The sequence below is a fragment of the Streptomyces sp. NPDC030814 genome (assembly GCF_055572155.1).
The window spans coordinates 47,840-64,921 of record NZ_JBVIDX010000026.1; the positions used below are offsets into that span (position 1 = coordinate 47,840).

The 17,082-nt window shown below is 70.1% G+C and carries 19 protein-coding genes; 4 read left to right on the forward strand and 15 right to left on the reverse strand.

What is annotated here, in order from left to right:
• Positions 1 to 9: 9 nt before the first annotated feature.
• Entirely contained in the window at positions 10 to 2,208 is a 2,199-nt protein-coding gene (locus ACZ43N_RS35155; protein ID WP_468103102.1) for a phosphotransferase, read from the reverse strand.
• 122 nt (positions 2,209 to 2,330) lie between these two features.
• Complete coding sequence (locus ACZ43N_RS35160) at positions 2,331 to 3,269, reverse strand: GntR family transcriptional regulator (RefSeq protein ID WP_468103103.1); 939 nt, start codon at positions 3,267 to 3,269, stop codon at positions 2,331 to 2,333.
• Between the two features lie 194 nt (positions 3,270 to 3,463).
• On the opposite strand from ACZ43N_RS35160, the gene ACZ43N_RS35165 reads away from it, so the two are divergent.
• A complete protein-coding gene (locus ACZ43N_RS35165; protein WP_468103104.1) occupies positions 3,464 to 3,646 on the forward strand; it encodes a hypothetical protein in 183 nt (60 codons plus the stop codon).
• On the opposite strand, the gene ACZ43N_RS35170 is transcribed toward ACZ43N_RS35165, so the two are convergent.
• Positions 3,637 to 4,344: an HAD family hydrolase gene (locus ACZ43N_RS35170; RefSeq protein ID WP_468103105.1), complete on the reverse strand. Its 708-nt coding sequence runs from the start codon at positions 4,342 to 4,344 to the stop codon at positions 3,637 to 3,639. The genes ACZ43N_RS35165 and ACZ43N_RS35170 overlap by 10 nt on opposite strands.
• 29 nt (positions 4,345 to 4,373) lie before the next feature.
• Positions 4,374 to 5,285 carry a GntR family transcriptional regulator gene (locus tag ACZ43N_RS35175; protein WP_468103106.1) on the reverse strand — a complete coding sequence of 304 codons (912 nt, stop codon included), beginning with the start codon at positions 5,283 to 5,285 and terminating at the stop codon, positions 4,374 to 4,376.
• A gap of 145 nt (positions 5,286 to 5,430) precedes the next feature.
• On the opposite strand from ACZ43N_RS35175, the gene ACZ43N_RS35180 reads away from it, so the two are divergent.
• Positions 5,431 to 5,619: a hypothetical protein gene (locus ACZ43N_RS35180; protein WP_468103107.1), complete on the forward strand. Its 189-nt coding sequence runs from the start codon at positions 5,431 to 5,433 to the stop codon at positions 5,617 to 5,619.
• A 30-nt stretch (positions 5,620 to 5,649) separates the two neighbouring features.
• Here ACZ43N_RS35180 and ACZ43N_RS35185 read toward each other — a convergent pair whose 3' ends face one another.
• From ACZ43N_RS35185 to ACZ43N_RS35200, 4 genes are all read right to left on the reverse strand, one after another.
• Positions 5,650 to 6,492 (reverse strand): winged helix-turn-helix domain-containing protein, encoded by an 843-nt coding sequence (locus tag ACZ43N_RS35185; protein WP_468103108.1) that lies wholly within the window; start codon positions 6,490 to 6,492, stop codon positions 5,650 to 5,652.
• 408 nt (positions 6,493 to 6,900) lie between these two features.
• The gene (locus tag ACZ43N_RS35190) at positions 6,901 to 8,154 is read right to left on the reverse strand and encodes a GNAT family N-acetyltransferase (protein WP_468103109.1); all 1,254 of its coding nucleotides are present in this window, start codon (positions 8,152 to 8,154) and stop codon (positions 6,901 to 6,903) included.
• A 304-nt stretch (positions 8,155 to 8,458) separates the two neighbouring features.
• Positions 8,459 to 9,442, reverse strand: coding sequence for an asparaginase (locus ACZ43N_RS35195; RefSeq protein WP_468103171.1), 984 nt, complete (start codon positions 9,440 to 9,442; stop codon positions 8,459 to 8,461).
• Positions 9,443 to 10,038: 596 nt separating this feature from the next.
• Positions 10,039 to 10,677, reverse strand: coding sequence for an RsiG family protein (locus ACZ43N_RS35200; RefSeq protein ID WP_468103110.1), 639 nt, complete (start codon positions 10,675 to 10,677; stop codon positions 10,039 to 10,041).
• A gap of 218 nt (positions 10,678 to 10,895) precedes the next feature.
• On the opposite strand from ACZ43N_RS35200, the gene dtd reads away from it, so the two are divergent.
• On the forward strand, positions 10,896 to 11,321 hold the full coding sequence (gene dtd, locus ACZ43N_RS35205) for a D-aminoacyl-tRNA deacylase (protein WP_468103111.1): 426 nt from the start codon (positions 10,896 to 10,898) through the stop codon (positions 11,319 to 11,321).
• 48 nt (positions 11,322 to 11,369) lie between these two features.
• On the opposite strand, the gene ygfZ is transcribed toward dtd, so the two are convergent.
• Genes ygfZ through ACZ43N_RS35220 form a run of 3 tightly spaced genes read right to left on the reverse strand, consistent with a single transcriptional unit; the run spans position 11,370 to position 13,469 of the window.
• Positions 11,370 to 12,335 carry a CAF17-like 4Fe-4S cluster assembly/insertion protein YgfZ gene (gene ygfZ / locus ACZ43N_RS35210; protein WP_468103112.1) on the reverse strand — a complete coding sequence of 322 codons (966 nt, stop codon included), beginning with the start codon at positions 12,333 to 12,335 and terminating at the stop codon, positions 11,370 to 11,372.
• 10 nt (positions 12,336 to 12,345) lie between these two features.
• On the reverse strand, positions 12,346 to 12,876 hold the full coding sequence (locus tag ACZ43N_RS35215; protein WP_468103113.1) for a Fur family transcriptional regulator: 531 nt from the start codon (positions 12,874 to 12,876) through the stop codon (positions 12,346 to 12,348).
• Between the two features lie 17 nt (positions 12,877 to 12,893).
• Entirely contained in the window at positions 12,894 to 13,469 is a 576-nt protein-coding gene (locus ACZ43N_RS35220) for a heme-binding beta-barrel domain-containing protein (RefSeq protein WP_468103114.1), read from the reverse strand.
• 275 nt (positions 13,470 to 13,744) lie between these two features.
• Between ACZ43N_RS35220 and ACZ43N_RS35225 the strand changes: the two genes are divergently transcribed.
• Positions 13,745 to 14,107 (forward strand): DsrE family protein, encoded by a 363-nt coding sequence (locus ACZ43N_RS35225; RefSeq protein WP_468103115.1) that lies wholly within the window; start codon positions 13,745 to 13,747, stop codon positions 14,105 to 14,107.
• A 36-nt stretch (positions 14,108 to 14,143) separates the two neighbouring features.
• Here ACZ43N_RS35225 and ACZ43N_RS35230 read toward each other — a convergent pair whose 3' ends face one another.
• The 4 genes from ACZ43N_RS35230 to ACZ43N_RS35245 all read right to left on the reverse strand — a co-directional run bounded on the left by ACZ43N_RS35230 (position 14,144) and on the right by ACZ43N_RS35245 (position 16,864).
• On the reverse strand, positions 14,144 to 14,413 hold the full coding sequence (locus tag ACZ43N_RS35230; RefSeq protein WP_468103116.1) for a DUF3099 domain-containing protein: 270 nt from the start codon (positions 14,411 to 14,413) through the stop codon (positions 14,144 to 14,146).
• Positions 14,414 to 14,509: 96 nt separating this feature from the next.
• Positions 14,510 to 14,800 (reverse strand): DUF1416 domain-containing protein, encoded by a 291-nt coding sequence (locus ACZ43N_RS35235; RefSeq protein WP_043502058.1) that lies wholly within the window; start codon positions 14,798 to 14,800, stop codon positions 14,510 to 14,512.
• A gap of 75 nt (positions 14,801 to 14,875) precedes the next feature.
• The gene (locus ACZ43N_RS35240) at positions 14,876 to 15,715 is read right to left on the reverse strand and encodes a sulfurtransferase (protein WP_468103117.1); all 840 of its coding nucleotides are present in this window, start codon (positions 15,713 to 15,715) and stop codon (positions 14,876 to 14,878) included.
• Positions 15,716 to 16,132: 417 nt separating this feature from the next.
• The gene (locus ACZ43N_RS35245; protein WP_468103118.1) at positions 16,133 to 16,864 is read right to left on the reverse strand and encodes an LmeA family phospholipid-binding protein; all 732 of its coding nucleotides are present in this window, start codon (positions 16,862 to 16,864) and stop codon (positions 16,133 to 16,135) included.
• Positions 16,865 to 17,082 lie beyond the last annotated feature (218 nt).

Here is a 17,082-nt window from a genome sequence, read left to right on the forward strand (position 1 = left end):
CGCCCGGCCTCACGCGCTTCCGCGAGCGCCGCCGTCCGCTGCGCCGGCCTGGTCCCCGTCATGGAGGACCACGGCAAGGTAGGGGTTGGCGATCGACTTGGCGTGCAGTCCCAGTCCCGCCGTCGCGGCCGTCAGGGTCATGGCGTACGCGTCCACCGCCCGGCGGACATTCGGCGCCTCCAGGCTGTCGCCGGTCACGAGACGGTCGAGGTCGACGTAGGCCGAGCGAACCGTCTCGATCCAGCGGTAGACCCGCCAGTCGTCCTTCCACCCCTTGGTGCACTCCTCCGGCAGCAGCCGGCACCAGCGGCTGAACAGCCGCTCGCGGATGTCCGCGAGGGTCGGGGTCAGGTGCATATGGCGGACCAGGTCGTAGAGCGGGTCGCCCACCATCGCCATCTCCCAGTCGATGAGGGTCAGCCCCGCACCGTCCTCGCGCCGTACGAGGTTCCACGGGTTAAGGTCGCCGTGCAGGAGGGCGGGACGGCGCGGCGTCAGCAGATGGCGCCGGAGGAGTTCGCCCAGGCGACCGCTGCCGGGCAGTCCCAGTTCGCGGGCGAGATCGATGGTCTGCTTGGGGAGTTCGGCGACCAGCCGGATCAACTCGTCGCACAGCCGTGGGTAGAAGTCGTCGAAGGACGCGCCCGGGTCCAGCTCCCAGAACTCCACATGGGTCAACTCGACGAGCTGGTCCACGAGGTCGTCCGCCTCGTGCGGCAGCAGACCGTCCACCGGGTGGTCCGGATGCCGGATCGCTCCCGTGGGCCCCTCGTAGGAGTGAATGGTGAACTGGTCCCCGAGTTCGCTCGTGCCCAGCGCCAGCACCCGCGGGGCGCGCACCCCCCGGCAGGACCGCTCGATGGCCCTCAGGACCGCGTGCTCGTTGAGGAAGCGCCGCTCGCGCGGGCTGGACGTGCCCACCTTGCGCCGCACCATCACCGGACGCGGGAAGCCGGACACCCGGACGGCCGTACTGAGGTGTGCCGTCCCCTTGAACACCCGGTCCGCGGAGGCCGCGCCCTCCTCGAACAGCGCTTCCTGCACCGCGGACGCCGGGAACTCCGGATGCTCGGGCACCCTCGGGTCGCGCTCCCAGGAGATGGCGGAGACCGTCCGCTCACGGCTGTGCCGTTTGCCGTGGGACACGTTCCACCGGAAGAGGACGCGCTCGATGGCGGTCTCGTCGGGGACGCGCTTGAGCCGCAGGGGTTCTTCCGCCGCCACCAGCGCACGGTGCACCGCGCGGGTCGCCTCGTCCAGGTCACGCTGGTCGAAGGAGTCGCCGAGCGAGGTCGCCGCGCGCATGACGTCCGGGTAGACGGACTGGGCCCGCTCGAAGGCGATGTAGTGCCTCAGGTCCCGGTCGAGGCCGTTGACGGCCTTGCTCCGCCGGCGGCCCATGGCCTCGCCCCACGCGTCCATCACCTCCTCCCACTGCTCGCCCGGGTACTGCGTGCGCACCAGATGGGTGGCGAGGTCGTGCAGCGGATCGCCGTAGGTCGCCAGCTCCCAGTCGACGCAGATCAGCGGGGGATCACCGTCGTACGACACGATCACGTTGTCGCGGTGCAGATCGGTGTGCAGCAGGCTGAAGGGGCGGCTGATCATCGCCGGCACCCGCTCCGCGAACCGCACCATGGCGTCGTCGGGGATGCCCAGGGTCGCGAAGAGCCCGCCGAACCTGCCCCAGTTGCGCTGTCTGATCTGCTCCTCCGCCGCGTGGGCCAGCGCCCGCAGGAAGGCCCGGCTGTCCCTGCTCGACCGGGGCCACGACTGCGGCAGCGGGGGCAGGTCCTTCCTGCGCACCTGGGTCATGTCCGCCAGCAGCCCGGCGAGGCCCTGGATCAGATGGGCGTCCACCGGCTTGCCGTTGGGGCAGATGCTGGACAGCGGTACGCCCTGCACATAGCTCAGGATGGTCAGGTCCCGGCGCTGGACGAGACACCGCGGTACGTGCGGCAGGATCCGGTGGATCGCGTGCAGGATCTCCGCCTCGTCCTGCCAGGTCCTGATGACCACGGGCAGCGCCGACCGGATGCGCTGCCGTACGGTGACGGGCTGCCCGTCGTCGCCGCCCACGAGCCGCCGGTCGGCCTCGGTCAGCGTCCGCACCATGTAGTTCAGGTTGTGATGGCCCCGGCCGAACGTTCCCAGGGCCCTTGCATAGCGCACGAAGTCGTCGTACGCCGTCCTCCGGGCACCAGGCATGGGTGGACCATCCAAGGGTCACTCCTGAACAGCCGTGCGTCGCCTCTGATGTTCATGCGACGAAAGTGAGAGTGGGGACACTGTAATGGGCTGGACCCCGCCGCACCCGGTCAATGGCTCGTTCAGGACTTGCGCTCGGCCCGCGCGTCCGGATGCCCCGTTTCGGGAGGTTCGGGAGAAAGCCGCCGCCACCAGGAGTCGAACCAGTCCTGCCAGCTCTCGATGAACACCGACCCGGTCGAGTTCGGGTCGCCCTCGTCGTTGACGTGCCTGGTCAGGGTCGAGCCCAGGCCGAGGACGTCCCACGCGTCGACGTCCGTGTCGTCGTCCAGGAGGATGGGGCGCGGCACCACCTCGTACGGGCCGAGCAGCGCCTCGATGTCGCGCAGCAGGTACAGCTTGAAGGGCGGCGCCAGGGGGACCTCCAGGGTCTCCACCTTGACGGACGGCACCAGGCCCTCGGTCTCCAGGTCCCGCAGTGCCGCGCGCAGCGAGGCCGTGTGCCGCCGGGTGATGCCGCGCAGCCGCTCCTGCAGTACCGCGTTCAGCGCCTCGGCGGCTTCCGGGTCGTCCACCGGCATCCGCACCCGCGGGTACGGCAGGTCGAGCGTCTCGGCGGGCAGCAGCATCCGCAGCTCGATGTGGTCCGGGCCGATCTCGCCGGTACGGATCCGCTCCGCCTGCAACCGGATGTGCGCGTCGAGGCTCTCCGAGGTCAGGGTGAAGACGTCCAGCCGCACCACACGCTGGGCGAAGGCGCGCGAGATGAAGGGGCCCAGTGCCGCGCGCACCCGGGGCGCCGCCTGTGGTCGGGTCGTCGAGTGGATCGGCGGCCCCACCACCCGTGACCCGCTGCCCTGACGGGTCTCGATCCAGCCCTCGCTCCTCAGCTCCCGCAGGACCCGCTGCACCGTGTCGCGCGAGATCTCGAAAGCTTCGGCGAGCTCACGCTGCGCGGGCAGCACGGCACCCGGGGGGTACCGTCCGTCGGTGATGCGGGCACGCAGATGTTCCAGCAGTGCGAATGCCTTGCCGCCACCCTCGCCACGTTCCGCGCTCACATCGCGACCGTACCGTCGGCGGGCGGCCGGCAAACGTCCTCCGGCCACATCAGCAGACCAACTGGACGACTTGCCGCATTCCAAGTTGACGGCCCGTTAAGGGATCTAGCAGGCAGGGCACAACCAATCCAACGCAAGCAGTCCAATTGGATGGGTTGTTGATCGGTTCTCGGAGACGGGCAGGGGTGGGTGCCATGGTGTTCATACAGCTGGTGGGGGCCGCGGTGCTGGTCGGCACGGAGCAGGTGCTCAAGTCGCGGTACGGGGCCCTGGCGATCGCGTTCCTCGTCCTCTTCGGCGTCGGGGTCAAGGCACGCAACACCAAGTGCCTGCTCGCCGGGGCCGCGGTGCTGTTCCTGCTCATGGCTCAGGCCTGAGACCGCAGCACCCCCAGGACGGTTTCGAGTGATCTGACGACGACCCGGGCACCCGCGTCCCTGAGCTGTCTCCCCTTGGCCTCGTCACGGGCGTAGCCGAGGAACGGCACTCCGGCCCGTTCGGCGGCGATCAGGTCGGTCGGGGCATCGCCGATCATCAGGGCGGCGGAGGGGGTGGCGCCCAGTGCGCCCAGCGCCCGGTTCAGACAGTGGGGGTCCGGCTTCAGCAGATGGAGGTCGCTCGTCCGCCCGTATATGTGGGGGCTGAAGCATCCGGTCAGGCCGCGGTCGGCGAGGTAGTCGCCCACGGTGCGGGGCGAGTTGTTGGTGGCCACCGCGAGCCGGCTGCCGAGCGCCGACCAGGTGCGGATGAGCGGATCGGCGTACGCGGTGGGCATGGCGGAGGTGACCGCCTTGAGCTCCAGCTGGGTGAACCGCTCCTCCAGTTCGGCGACCAGATCGCTGCGCGGATGCCTCCGGTTGATGGCGTACAGCACGACCATCGGATCCGGGTGGACCCGTTCCTCGTCGGTGAGCAGGCCGTGCAGCCCCTGCCCCTCCAGCCATGCGACCAGATCCTTCGCCACCCGCTCCGCGGAATGGCCCGCGAACAGCCGACAGATCGGTCCGTCGAAGTCGAACAGCACGTAGCGAACAGGAGCGATCAGCTTTCGCAGGATCTCTGTCTCTACCGTCACCGCATCAGTCTGCGTCGTATCAGGCGTCACTAGGAGAGTGTCAGGTCCGTGGTGATGGTTTCCCAGAGGGCGTCGAACCACTGCTGGGACTGCTCCACGAACGCCTCGTCCCGCCGGCTGGTCTCCCGCTCGAAGGAGAACAGCAGCGACTGGGTCCCGAAGGCGTCGTACATCTCCAGCGGGCCGCCCTCCAGTTGCTCCTCGCGTTTCATGAGCATGTAGTAGGCGATGAGGGCCTCGGTGCCGTTGAGCAGGTACAGCTTCACCGGCGGGGTGAAGGGTAGGGCCCGGAAGGTCACGCGGACGTCGAGGCCGTGGGAGGTGCGCAGCGCCAGGAGGTTGTGGCGCAGGACCCGGATCTGGGCGTTGCGCTGGTCCAGCCAGCGCTTGTGGACGGGGTCCTCCTCGTCGTCCTCGCCGCGGCCCTCGACCGGCACCGGGAAGGCCAGGTTGATCTTGCGGGACGGCAGGAGGATACGGACGTCGATCGACTCGGGGCGGATCCTGCCCTCATGGATGAGGCGGACCGGTTCGCCGAGCGCCAGCATCAGCGTCTCGGCGGTGAGGCAGGCGGCGTCGACACGGACGCGCGGTGCCGAGAACGCCTCGGCGAGCCGGGGGGCGAGGCCGACCATCGTCGGCTGGGGCTCGCCACCGGTGGGGCGGGTGGCCTCGGCGACCCGGGGCGGGCTGCCCTTGCTCACATTGCTCAGCAACCCGTCCTCGTGCAGGGCGCGCAGGGCCTGACGCACCGTGCCGCGCTCGACCCCGAACTCCTCGGCCAGTTCGGCCTGGGTGGGCAGACGCTCGCCCGGCCTGAGCTCGCCGCTGCGGATGCGTTCCCGCAGTGTGTCGGCGATCTCCTGGGACGAGAGCCTTCTGCTGCCGTTCACTGCGACGTTCTCCTGGGTCACGACCAAAACGCTACAACTCTGATCCATCTTTGTGGAGTTCACTGCAAGGTGGTTATGAGTATCGACCAAGTGGGCACCATCTAATCAGAGTTGGTAACCAACTTGGTGAAGTTGGCGGAAGTTCTGCCTCCTCTTGCCCGCCCCGCCTCAGCGCCTCGAAGGAGGTACCACCATGCCCGCCATCGCCCTCCTCTCCGCCATCGCCGTCGTCGCCTTCCAGCAGATGGTCGAGTGGCGCTACGGCACGATGGGAATCGTCGGCCTGCTGTTCCTCTCCATCGGTCTGAAGGCGCGCAACCACACGTGCAGCTCCATCGGCGCCGTCATCCTCGCGCTGGTCTTCGCGGGTCCCGCCCTCTGACCGCCGGCCCTGCCCTCGGCCCGACCGCCGTCAGCTCGTGAGCACCAGCTCCGAGCTGATGGTGTCCCACAGTGCGTCGAACCACAGCCGGGACTGCTCGACGAAGCTCGCGTCCCGGGGGGCCGAGCCGGCGCCCCGCTCGAAGGCGAACAGCATCGACTGGGTGCCCTCGGCGTCGTACATCTCCAGCTGCTCGCTGTCCACCTCCGCCTCCTTCCGCTGCACGGTGTAGTACGCGAACAGCGCCTCACTGCCGTTGAGGAGGTACAGCTTCACCGGTGGGGTGAACGGCAGCGCGCGGAAGGTGACATGGACGTCGACGCCGTGCGTGGACCGCAGGGCCAGCAGGTTGTGCCGCAGGACCTGGCCCTGGGCGTTGCGCTGGGCGAGCCAGCGGCGTTGCAGCCGGCCGTCGACCGAGGCGTCGACCGGCGCCGGGAAGGCGAGCGGGATGTTCCGGCTGGGCAGCAGCACCCGCACGTCGACCCTGGCCGGTTTTATGCGCCCCGCGTGAATCTCGCGCAACGGCTCACCCACGGCGAGCGTGAGGGACACAGCCGTGAGACAGAGGGCGTCGATCACCACGTGCGGGGCGGCGAAGGCGGCGGATATGCGGGGGGCCAGTTCCACCATGGTGGGACGCGGCGGCGATCCGGGGCCGCCGGTGAACGTCCTCGCCAGGTCCGGAGCCACCGTCGCGGGGCTGCCCTTGGAAACGTTGGTGAGCAGTCGCTCCGACTGGAGGATGCGCAACGCCTGGCGGACGGCACCGCGCTCCACCCCGAACTCGTCGGCGAGCTTGGCCTGGGTGGGCATACGCTCTCCCGGTCGCAGCTCGCCGGACCTGATCCGGCGGCGCAACACGTCGGCCACCTCGTGGTGTGACCTCCGGGGCCGCTGTGACGACTTCCGTCGATCGACGGCCGTACGTTCCCGCTCCACGAACAAACATTACAACTTCGCGCCATCTTCCGGCAGTTCATGGAAAGGTGGTTATGAGACGACTCCAAGCGGAGATAAGTAAGGATGAGTTGGTCGCCAACTTTCCTGACATGGTCAAACCTTCAGCTGGTTGGTGACCTCGCTCACACGGACCGACCGATCGACCTCCCTTCCGGAGGGGAGCCGGGAGTTCGACCGGTCCGCACAGTCACAACTGAATGGCACAGCCACAACTGAATGCGCAGCCACAACCACAACTGAATAGCTACGGAAGCAGAACACCCGTACATCGAGGAAAGGTCGAACGACAACTCCCGGGTCCCAGCGGCGGACCCGGCATCAGAAGATGTCCGGGCACCACGGGCGCCTGGACGTCCGCAGCAGGGCGTCGGCGACAGAGGCGGCGCCCTTCCGCTGTTCCCCGACCCGGCCGAGCGCGGCGAGCCGCACCGCCGACTCGTCGCCCAGCCACAGTGCCGCCAGGTCCGCGATGTCCAGCACCAGATCGCCGTCCTCGCTCGTCGGCACACAACTCGCGCCGTCCGGGCCGGCGTCCAGCCGGTAGCGCCCGGCTGCGAACCGGTCCTCGTCGGCGATCTCCAGCACCAGGGCCCCGGTGCCCGCGTACGACCGCGCCTCCAACGCCCGTACGACGTCCAGGATCCGCACCCACAACCAGTCCGCCTGTGCGGTGACGCGCGCGGCGCGCGGGTCGGGGAAGAAGTGCGGGAGGAGGTCGTCGGGGGCCCGCCAGCCCGTCTTGACCTTGGTGATCCAGTCGATCGAGCAGAGGAAGTGCCACAGGGCGCGCTCGGCGGCCGGGGTCGTCGCGATCAGCCAGTTGACGTCGGCCGTGTTGTGCGGCTGCTTGTCGTGCCAGTTGTCGTCCGACTCGTACGAGACGAGGCCCTCGACCTCCCCGGCCGCCGAGCGGTAGACCCCGTAGAACGGCTCGGTCCACGACGAGACGAGGCCCGGCTCACCGGTGTTGAGGCGCCACCAGCGCTCGTCACGGTCCACGGCACCCGGCTGGGCGCGGCGCAGGCGCTCGTGCAGCTCCGGGCCGAGCTTGCGGACGTCCGGTCCGTCGACCAGGTCGATCCGGCCGCCGTCCTCCGGGCCGGACCAGCGGGGGTCGAGGCCGGTGCGGGGCACGTCGATCGTCCACTCGGTGGTCCAGGTGGCGGGGCCGAAGCCGTAGCGGCCGTAGATCGGGTACTCGGCGGCGATCAGCGTGGCGACGACGTCTCCGCGGTCCTTCGCGGCGGTGAGGTCCTCGGCCATCATCCGGGTGAGGAGGCCCCGGCGGCGATGCGTGGGGCTGACCGTGACGTTCGAGATGGCGTCGGCGGGGACGGTCGCGCCGCCCACCACCGTCAGCTGCTGCGGGAACGAACGGAACGTCGCGACGCAGCGGTCCCCGTCGAACGCGCCGAGCGTGCGGGCGGGGTCGATGTGCGCGGTGCGGTCCATGAACTCCTGCTCGGACCAGGTCTCCGGCGACCGCAGGAACCCGGTGTTCAGAGCTCGGATCCAACCGGCCTTGTCGTCCTCGGTGATGGCACGCACGGCTATGTCCTGGGAGGGGCTCATGAACCCACGCTAGGGGGTGGGCGGAGGAGCTGTCGCGACGTTTTTCGAGGCGGGGGCGCGGTCGGGGCGGGGGTCCGCGTGCGTGGCGAGTACGGGTCGGTGGGGGCTTGTCGCGCCGTTCCCCGCGCCCCTGAAAGGCAGGGGCTGCGTCCCGTGCCTTTCGATGAAGGGCGGCCCGCAGACCCGATCCGTCAGGGGCGCGGGGAACGGCGCGAGAACCACGACGGTCCCACAGCCACCGACCCGCACTCGCCGACGCACGCGGACCCCCCACCCCGAACCGCGCCCCACACACAGCAGCCCCTCAGAACACCGCCCGCACCTCCCCCACCTCCCGCGCACCCCCGGGCAACGGCAGCCGGCCGATACGGGAGACCACCGGCCCCTCGACCCCCATCAACGTCAACGCCCGCCCGAGCACCGGCCCCAGCGCCCGTCCCCCTCCGTCGTCGATCTTGAACGCGAGGGCGCGGCCGTCGGGCAGGGCCACCGCCTGGACCGCCTCCGCGCCCATCTTGGCGAGGACGCCCGGCACCTCCCGCATCAGCCACGTGTCGTGGCGGCGCGTACCGGCGACGTACTCGGGATGGGCCCGCATCGCGTCGGCCACCCGGCGCTCCGCGGAGCCGTCCGGCGCGAGCACGAACGACCGGAACGCACGGGCCAGCCCGGTGAGGCTGATCGCCATCAAGGGGGCACCGCAGCCGTCCACGCCCACCGCCGCCACCGGCTCCCCCGCCGCCTCCTCGACCACCGCGCGGATGAGCCGCTGGAGGGGATGGTCCGGGTCCAGGTACGACGCGGCGGGCCACCCCCTCAGCACCGCGGCCGCGAGCATCGCCGCGTGCTTGCCCGAGCAGTTCATGGCGACCCGGTCACGGACACCGCCGGCGGCCAGATACGCCTCCGCCTCCACCCGGTCCAACGGCAGATCCGCCGGGCACCCCAACGCATCCACGCCGAGTCCCCGCTCCGCCAGCATCTTCCGTACGAGATCCCGGTGGAACGCCTCCCCCGAGTGGCTCGCCGCGGCCAGCGCCAGCCGCTCCCCCGCGAGGTCGAGTCCCGCCCGCAGCACACCGGCGGCCTGCATCGGCTTGTTCGCGGACCTCGGGAAGACGGGCGTCGTCACCTCCCCCAACGCCCACTCCACGGTCCCGTCCGCCCCCAGCACCACGAGACTCCCCCGGTGCCGCCCCTCGACGAACCCCGACCGCACGACCTCCGCGAGAACAGGCGGTACGGCGGACTCACCCGACCCGAGGCAGGCCGCGGCACCGGCGGCTATCGCGGCACCGGAGGGCCATGCGGTCGTCCCGGACTCATCGGACCCGGCGATCACCTCGGACTCACCGGACCCGCCGATCACCTCAGACTCACCCGACCCGAGGCAGGCCGCGGCACCGGCGGCTATCGCGGCACCGGAGGGCCGTGCGGTCGTCCCGGACTCACCGGACCCGGCGATCACCTCGGACTCACCGGACCCGGCGATCGTCCCGGACTCACCGGACCCGGCGATCACCTCAGACTCACCGGACCCGGCGATCACCTCAGACTCACCGGACCCGGCGATCGTCCCGGACTCATCGGACCCGGCGATCACCTCAGACTCACCGGACCCGGCGATCGTCCCGGACTCATCGGACCCGGCGGTCGTCTCCGGTTCTGGGGGGTTCGCGGACATCGGCGGTCACCTTCCGGTGCGGGAGCGGCGGGGTCTCAATCCGGTACCCCCGCACCGGCCACTCCCCACCCCATGCCCGGTGTCTCGGCTCCGGCGGTCAACGGAGCCGAGGCGGGGGGCCGGGCCCGTGAAGGCCCTGCCCGGTGTCTCAGGGGTCCTTTCACTATGCCCGCCCGGGTCGCTCATAGTGAAAGGACCCCTCAGAGGAGCAGGTCGTCCACCTGGGCCTCGCCCTCGCGGTACCGCCGCGCGATCTCGGTGCTGCACTCGTCCGCCGTCCGCTGGAGCCGCTGGCGGCGGCCGGACACCTGCTGCTCGTAGCGGACGAGGCGGGCGAGCCCTGCGGTGAGTTCGTCGTCGGTGCGGGCCGCGAGGTCGGAGAGCTCGACCTCGGCGAGCATCTCCGCCGCCAGCAGCCGGTACTCCTCGCCGTGCGGCGTCCCCACGGTCACGTGCCGGGCGGACGAACGGTGCCGGGCCGGGGCGTCGGTGAGGATCTCGGAGAGCCGGTCGACCAACGCCGACGTACGCCCGTCGGGGGCGGGCGGCTCCGCCGCGCCCCCTCGGCGGGCCAGCTCGGCCCGCAGGATGTCGATCCGGCCCTGGAGCAGCCGACGCACATAGCTGAGGTCGGCCTCGTCCCGCTGGGCGTTCCGGCGCAGGGTGCGCACCTCCGGCAGCCGCAGCCGGGACAGCTCCTGCTCCGGAGGGCCCGGCGGCAGCAGTGGGCCGCTGTCCGTGCGCTGGACCGGCGGCCGGCGGATACCGGGTGCGGGGGCGGGCCCCGTCCGGGCAAACGTGGCAGTGACCGGGGGCTGCCCGGTACTCGATGTGCTCATTGCGCCTCAACCGTCCCCTCGACCGGTGTGTGTGAGCATGGTGCCACTCCCGGTGGCAGCTATGTGACCGAGTCCCCGCGATCCACCCCCAGATGGTCGGTAATGGATCAATAAGAAATGCCGGGCAAAGCCCGCCTCAAACGCCCGTGATCACAAACCCCCCGTAAGGAGGACCCCCTCACGCGCGGATGATGGACGGCGGCGGCATGATGGTCGGCATGCGTGCGGTGGTGCAGAGGGTCGACGGCGCGAGCGTCGTCGTGGACGGTGAGACGGTCGGGGCGATCGAAGGCGAGGGCCTGTGCGTCCTGGTCGGGGTGACGCACGAGGACACCAAGGAGAAGGCCGCGCAACTGGCGCGCAAGCTGTGGTCCCTGCGGATGCTGGACGACGAGAAGTCGTGCAGCGACGTCGACGCGCCGCTGCTCGTGATCAGCCAGTTCACGCTGTACGGGGACGCACGCAAGGGCCGCCGGCCCACATGGAACGCGGCGGCCCCGGGCGATGTCGCGGAGCCGCTCGTCGACGAGGTCGTCGCCCAGCTGCGGGCGCTGGGGGCGACGGTGGCGACGGGACGGTTCGGCGCGAAGATGCGGGTGTCCCTGACGAACGACGGCCCCTTCACGGTCCTGCTGGAGATGTAGGGCCCCGGGGCCCTGTCCGAGGTGCAGGTCCCCGAGGCCGTGTCCGGCCTACGGCTCGACGATCACTTCCTGGGCCGCCGCCGTCGTGTCCGCCAGGAGCCGCGCGTCCACCGGGACGTTCCGCTTCACCAGGGCCAGGGCGACCGGGCCCAGCTCGTGGTGGCGTACCGACGTCGTGATGAAGCCGAGCTTGCGGCCCTCGGGACCGTCGTCGGCGAGCCGGATGTCCGTGCCGGGGGGCGGCAGATGCACCTCGCTGCCGTCGAGGTGGAGGAAGACCAGCCGCCGCGGCGGCTTCCCCAGGTTCTGCACACGGGCGACGGTCTCCTGACCCCGGTAGCAGCCCTTCTGGAGGTGCACCGCCGAGCCGATCCAGCCCAGCTCGTGCGGAATGGTGCGGTGGTCGGTCTCGAAGCCGAGGCGGGGCCGGTGGTGCTCGACGCGCAGCGCCTCGTACGCCAGCAGGCCCGCCGCCGGGCCGGCCTTCTCGGCGTACGTCTCCAGGTCCGTCCGCGGGAGGAACAGATCACGGCCGTACGGCGTCTCGCGGACGACGACGCCCTCCGGGACCTCGGTGATCGAACCGGCGGGCAGATGGACGACCGCGAAGTCGCCCGTCCGGTCGGCGACCTCCACCCGGTAGAAGAACTTCATCGACTCCAGGTACCCGAGCAGCGTCTCCTGGGTGCCGGGCTCCACGTGGGCCCAGACCGTCTCTCCGTCGTCCACGAGGTACAGGGCGTGTTCGATGTGGCCGTTGGCGGAGAGGATGAGGGCCTCGGTGGCCTGGCCGGTGGGGAGTTCGCTGACGTGCTGGGTGAGCAGCAGATGCAGCCAGCTGAGCCGGTCCTGGCCGGTGACGGTGACGACGCCCCGGTGGGAGAGGTCGACGAATCCGGTGCCGTCGGCGAGGGCGCGCTGTTCGCGGAACAGATCGCCGTAGTGGGCGGCGACACCTTCGTCCACGCCCTCCGCGGGGACGGCGCCGGGCAGGGACAGCAGAGGGCTTTTCATATGACTAAGCCTACGACTCGGTACTTGAATCTTTCAGGTCGTCCGGGGTGCTCCGGCCCGCCCCACCACCGCCGCCCGGCTGCGCGGTCTTCTCGCTCTTCCCGGTCTGCGCGGCCTTCGCGGCCTTCGCCGAGCAGTCCTCGCAGCGGCCGAAGATCGCGAAGTGCTTCATGTCCGTGTCGAAGCCGAACGTCGCGCGCAGCTTCTCCGTGAACTCGGCCGCCACCGAGACGTCGGCCTCGATCACCGTGGTGCAGTCCCGGCACACCAGATGGATGTGGTGGTGCCGGTCGGCCAGGTGGTACGTCGGCGCGCCGTGCCCCAGATGGGCGTGACTGACCAGCCCGAGCTCCTCCAGGAGCTCCAGGGTCCGGTAGACCGTGGAAATGTTGACCCCCGACGCCGTCTTCCTCACTTCCGCGAGGATGTCGTCGGGGGTCGCGTGCTCCAGGGTGTCCACGGCTTCGAGCACAAGCTGCCGCTGCGGGGTCAGGCGGTAACCGCGCTGCCGCAGATCAGTCTTCCAGTCGGTGCTCACCACACTGGAAAGTCTAGTGACTACTTGAAGAAGGCGATGCCGTCGTCCGGCATGTCATCGGGGAGGGCCTTGGCCCAGCGCTCGACGTCCTCCGGAGTGACGACCTTCTTCAGGTGGGCGGACATGTAGGGGCGCAGCTCGACTTCGGGGGTCTGCTTCTCGCCGACCCACATGAGGTCGCTGTTCACACAGCCGTACAGCCGCTTGCCGCCGGTGTAGGGGCCGGAGGCGGCGGTCCGGGCCACGGCGTCGGTGACCAGGTCGATCTGGGGCTTCTTGTCGGCCAGCTCGCCGTACCAGACCTCGACGACGCCGTCGTTGCGGACCATGGTGACCTCGACCTTGCGGTCGGCGTCGATCCGCCAGAAACCGGACTCGGACTCCAGCGGCCGGACCTTGTTGCCCTCGTTGTCCAGCACCCAGGTGTGGGAGTGGTACGCGAGGAAGTCCCGGCCGTCGTGGGTGAAGGAGACCTCCTGGCCGAAGTTGCACTTCTCGGCACCGGGGAAGTCGTGGACGCCCGCACCGGACCAGTTCCCGAGCAGGAAGGCGAGGGGGACGAGGTCCTTGTGCAGGTCGGACGGGATCTCGATCATGAGTGGCGGTTCCTGGGGTGGTCGGTCAGCGCTGGCCCTGGTACAGCTTCTTCACAGCCAGTCCGGTGAAGGCGAGAACGCCGACGCAGACCGCGACCAGCAGGAGTTCGAAGAAGAGTTCCACGGGGTGCTCCTCGAAATGAGCGAAGGTTCGGTACTACACAGGGCCGGCCCCCAGCTTACGCGGCCCGGTCCGGGGACGGTCCGTGAGGTCCGTGTGGTTCCGCCGCCCGGTCGGCGGGCCCCCCGGCCGGGCGGCGGACTACGCTGCGGGCATGGCGAAGAAGCTCGTGATCAAGGTGACGGCGGGGGCCGACGCTCCCGAGCGCTGCTCCCAGGCCTTCACGGTGGCCGCGGTGGCCGTGGCCAGCGGGGTGGAGGTCTCCCTGTGGCTGACCGGTGAGTCGGCGTGGTTCGCGCTGCCGGGGCGGGCCGCCGAGTTCGAGCTGCCGCACGCGGCGCCGCTGCGGGACCTGATCGACTCGATCCTGGCCGGCGGTCGCCTCACCCTGTGCACCCAGTGCGCCGCGCGGCGCGACATCACCGAGCAGGACGTCCTCAAGGGCGTACGGATCGCGGGCGCGCAGGTCTTCGTGCAGGAGACGCTGGCGGACGACACCCAGGCGCTCGTCTACTGAGACGACGGCCCGCCGGAGGTCGCCTCGCGCGGGCGGTCAGGGCTGTCGTCCGGGGCGCTTCTTGCCGTCCAGTTCGTCCCACCACTCGTCGGACTGGGGGTCGCCGGACGGGTCGTCCCACCAGCGGTCGTCGGGCCCACGCCGGTTGGCGACGACGGCGGCCAGCGGCGGGATGACCATGGCGACCAGGCACATGCCGACCGCGACGGGGACCGACCAGAGACGTACGACTCCCCAGGCCAGGACGAAGAGCGTGAGGCACGTCCCCATCATGACGAAGTAGCGGTGGCGCCGCCGGGCGTACATGTCTCCAGGGTAGGACGGACGGGCGGGCATGCCGAAGGGCCGCGCCCCAGGCGTCCAACCCGGGGGGCGCGGCCCTTCGGCCGTTCACGGTGTGCCTCAGACGGCGATGGCGACCTCGGCGAGCGCGCCCTTCTCGGCGACGACGACCGTGCGGTCGGCGGTGCCGCCGGGGACCAGGGCGCGGACGGTCCAGGTGCCCTCGGCCGCGTAGAAGCGGAACTGGCCCGTCGCGGAGGTGGGGACCTCCGCCGTGAACTCGCCGGTCGAGTCCAGCAGACGGACGTAGCCCGTCACCGGCTCGCCATCGCGGGTCACCTGACCCTGGATCGTGGTCTCACCGGGCTTGATCGTCGAGGCGTCCGGGCCGCCGGCCTTCGCTCCACACATGTCTTTCTCCAGAAAGGGTCTGACCGGAAGGAAGGCCGGTCGGGATGAACGGGGGTGTGCGCTTGCTGGGGGTGCTTACTTGTTGGCGCCGAGCTCGATCGGAACGCCGACCAGGCTGCCGTACTCGGTCCAGGAGCCGTCGTAGTTCTTGACGTTCTCGACACCGAGCAGCTCGTGCAGGACGAACCAGGTCAGCGCGGAGCGCTCACCGATGCGGCAGTAGGCGATGGTGTCCTTGGCGAGGTCCACCTGCTCCTCGGCGTAGAGCGCCTTGAGCTCCTCGTCCGACTTGAAGGTGCCGTCGTCGTTGGCGTTCTTCGACCACGGGATGTTGCGGGCGGACGGGACGTGGCCCGGACGCTGCGACTGCTCCTGCGGCAGGTGGGCCGGGGCGAGCAGCTTGCCGGAGAACTCGTCGGGCGAGCGCACGTCGACCAGGTTCTGCGAACCGATCGCGGCGACGACGTCGTCGCGGAAGGCGCGGATCGCGGTGTTCTGCGGCTTGGCCTTGTACTCGGTCGCCGGGCGCACGGGCACCTCGTCGACCAGCTCGCGGGCGTCGAGCTCCCACTTCTTGCGGCCACCGTCGAGCAGCTTGACGTCCTCGTGGCCGTACAGCTTGAAGTACCAGTAGGCGTAGGACGCGAACCAGTTGTTGTTGCCGCCGTAGAGGATCACCGTGGTGTCGTTGGCGATGCCCTTCTCCGACAGGAGCTTCTCGAAGCCCTCCTGGTCGATGAAGTCACGGCGAACCGGGTCCTGGAGGTCCTTGGTCCAGTCGATCCGGATCGCGTTCCTGATGTGGTTCTTCTCGTACGCGGTTGTGTCCTCGTCGACTTCGACGACGGCGATGCTCGGGTTGTCGAGGTTGGCCTCGACCCAGTCGGCGTCGACGAGGACGTCGCTGCGGCTCATGTTCTTTCTCCTCCGGGGCAGTTGCGGCGGGGCGTGCGAAGCGTCTGCCGGCGGTGTGGCCGGGCGCGCACAAATGTGTGCCCTGCGGGGCAGAGCGAAGGGGGGACAAGCGGCCGGCCGAGGGCTGCCGCTCAGAAAGTGCGACAGAGCATGGCGGCGACGCGGCACAGGTCTACTGCCCGCCGCTTCGTGAGATCCGCCTGTCGCTTCATAGTTGTCGATCGTAGGGACGGACAGGCGGGCATGTCACCGGCATGTCGCATTCTGAGACGCGATCGTCCGGATTGTGGGATGAGTTCGTCGGGCGACGGTGCGCGAGGGACCGTCGGGCCGGGGCGGCAGCCCGCCCATCTACGGTACGGACAGCGGCGTCTCGCCTTTCGGACGCCACGGGTAGGGGGAAGGCCGTCCGTCGTCCTACCCGGCCAGCCGGATGTTCGAACCCCGCACGGTGATCTCCACCCCGTCGGAGGCGGCCTCCACCTTGTCGAGCTTGATGCCGCCCGGCAGGTCGTCGATGGCCTGCTGGAAGTCGGTGATCGAGCGGACCGCGTTCTCGGCCAGCTCGGCTCCGAGGTCGGGCAGCGACTCGGCGCGCACCTCCACGGTGTCGCCCTTGACGCCCACGGTGCTCAGTACGGGGAACGTCTTCTTGCCGAGGACCGGGATGTCGGCCTCGATCGCGACCTTGATCTTGCCGTTGCCGCCGTCGGAGAGACCGACCACGCGGGCCGTGGTGCCGGGGGCGACCCGGGTGGGCTCGGACTTTGCGGCCTTGAGGAGTTCGTCGTACGCGATGGTCGCGGTGCCGGTGGCGGAGGCGGCCGTGGCGGAGCTGTAGTCCCCGGAGAACTTCACGCCGCGCATGTGCGCCGTGAGGTCCGCGATACGGATGCTCTCGTCGGAGTCGCCGGTGGTGGCCTCGTAGTCCGAGATGCCGACCTCGACGTCGTCCAGTTCGCCGCCCGCGACCTGGGTGAGGAACGGGAAGCCGTTGATGGACACGTCCGGGGTGACGGTCAGACCCTCGCTGCTCTTCAGCTTCTGAGCGACCTCGTCCTCGGCGAACCCGACGGCCACGCGGTCCGCGACCACGAAGAGGCCGCCCAGGATCACGGCGACGATCACAAGTATCCGCAGTGCGCGCATGTCTCGGTGTTCCCCACGTTGTCCTGTCGGCGGCCCGCCCGTCTCCACGACCAGAGTGGCCGCTTCGGGCGAGGGTAATCGCGGCCGCGACAACCAGGGGTGAGTTCCTGAACGTTGTTGATCACCTGTGACAGGGTCCTCCGCACGGGGACCGGGTTTCGGGTGCGGGTGGGCGGGGGCTGGTCGCGCGGTTCCCCGCGCCCCCGAAAAGCACGGGG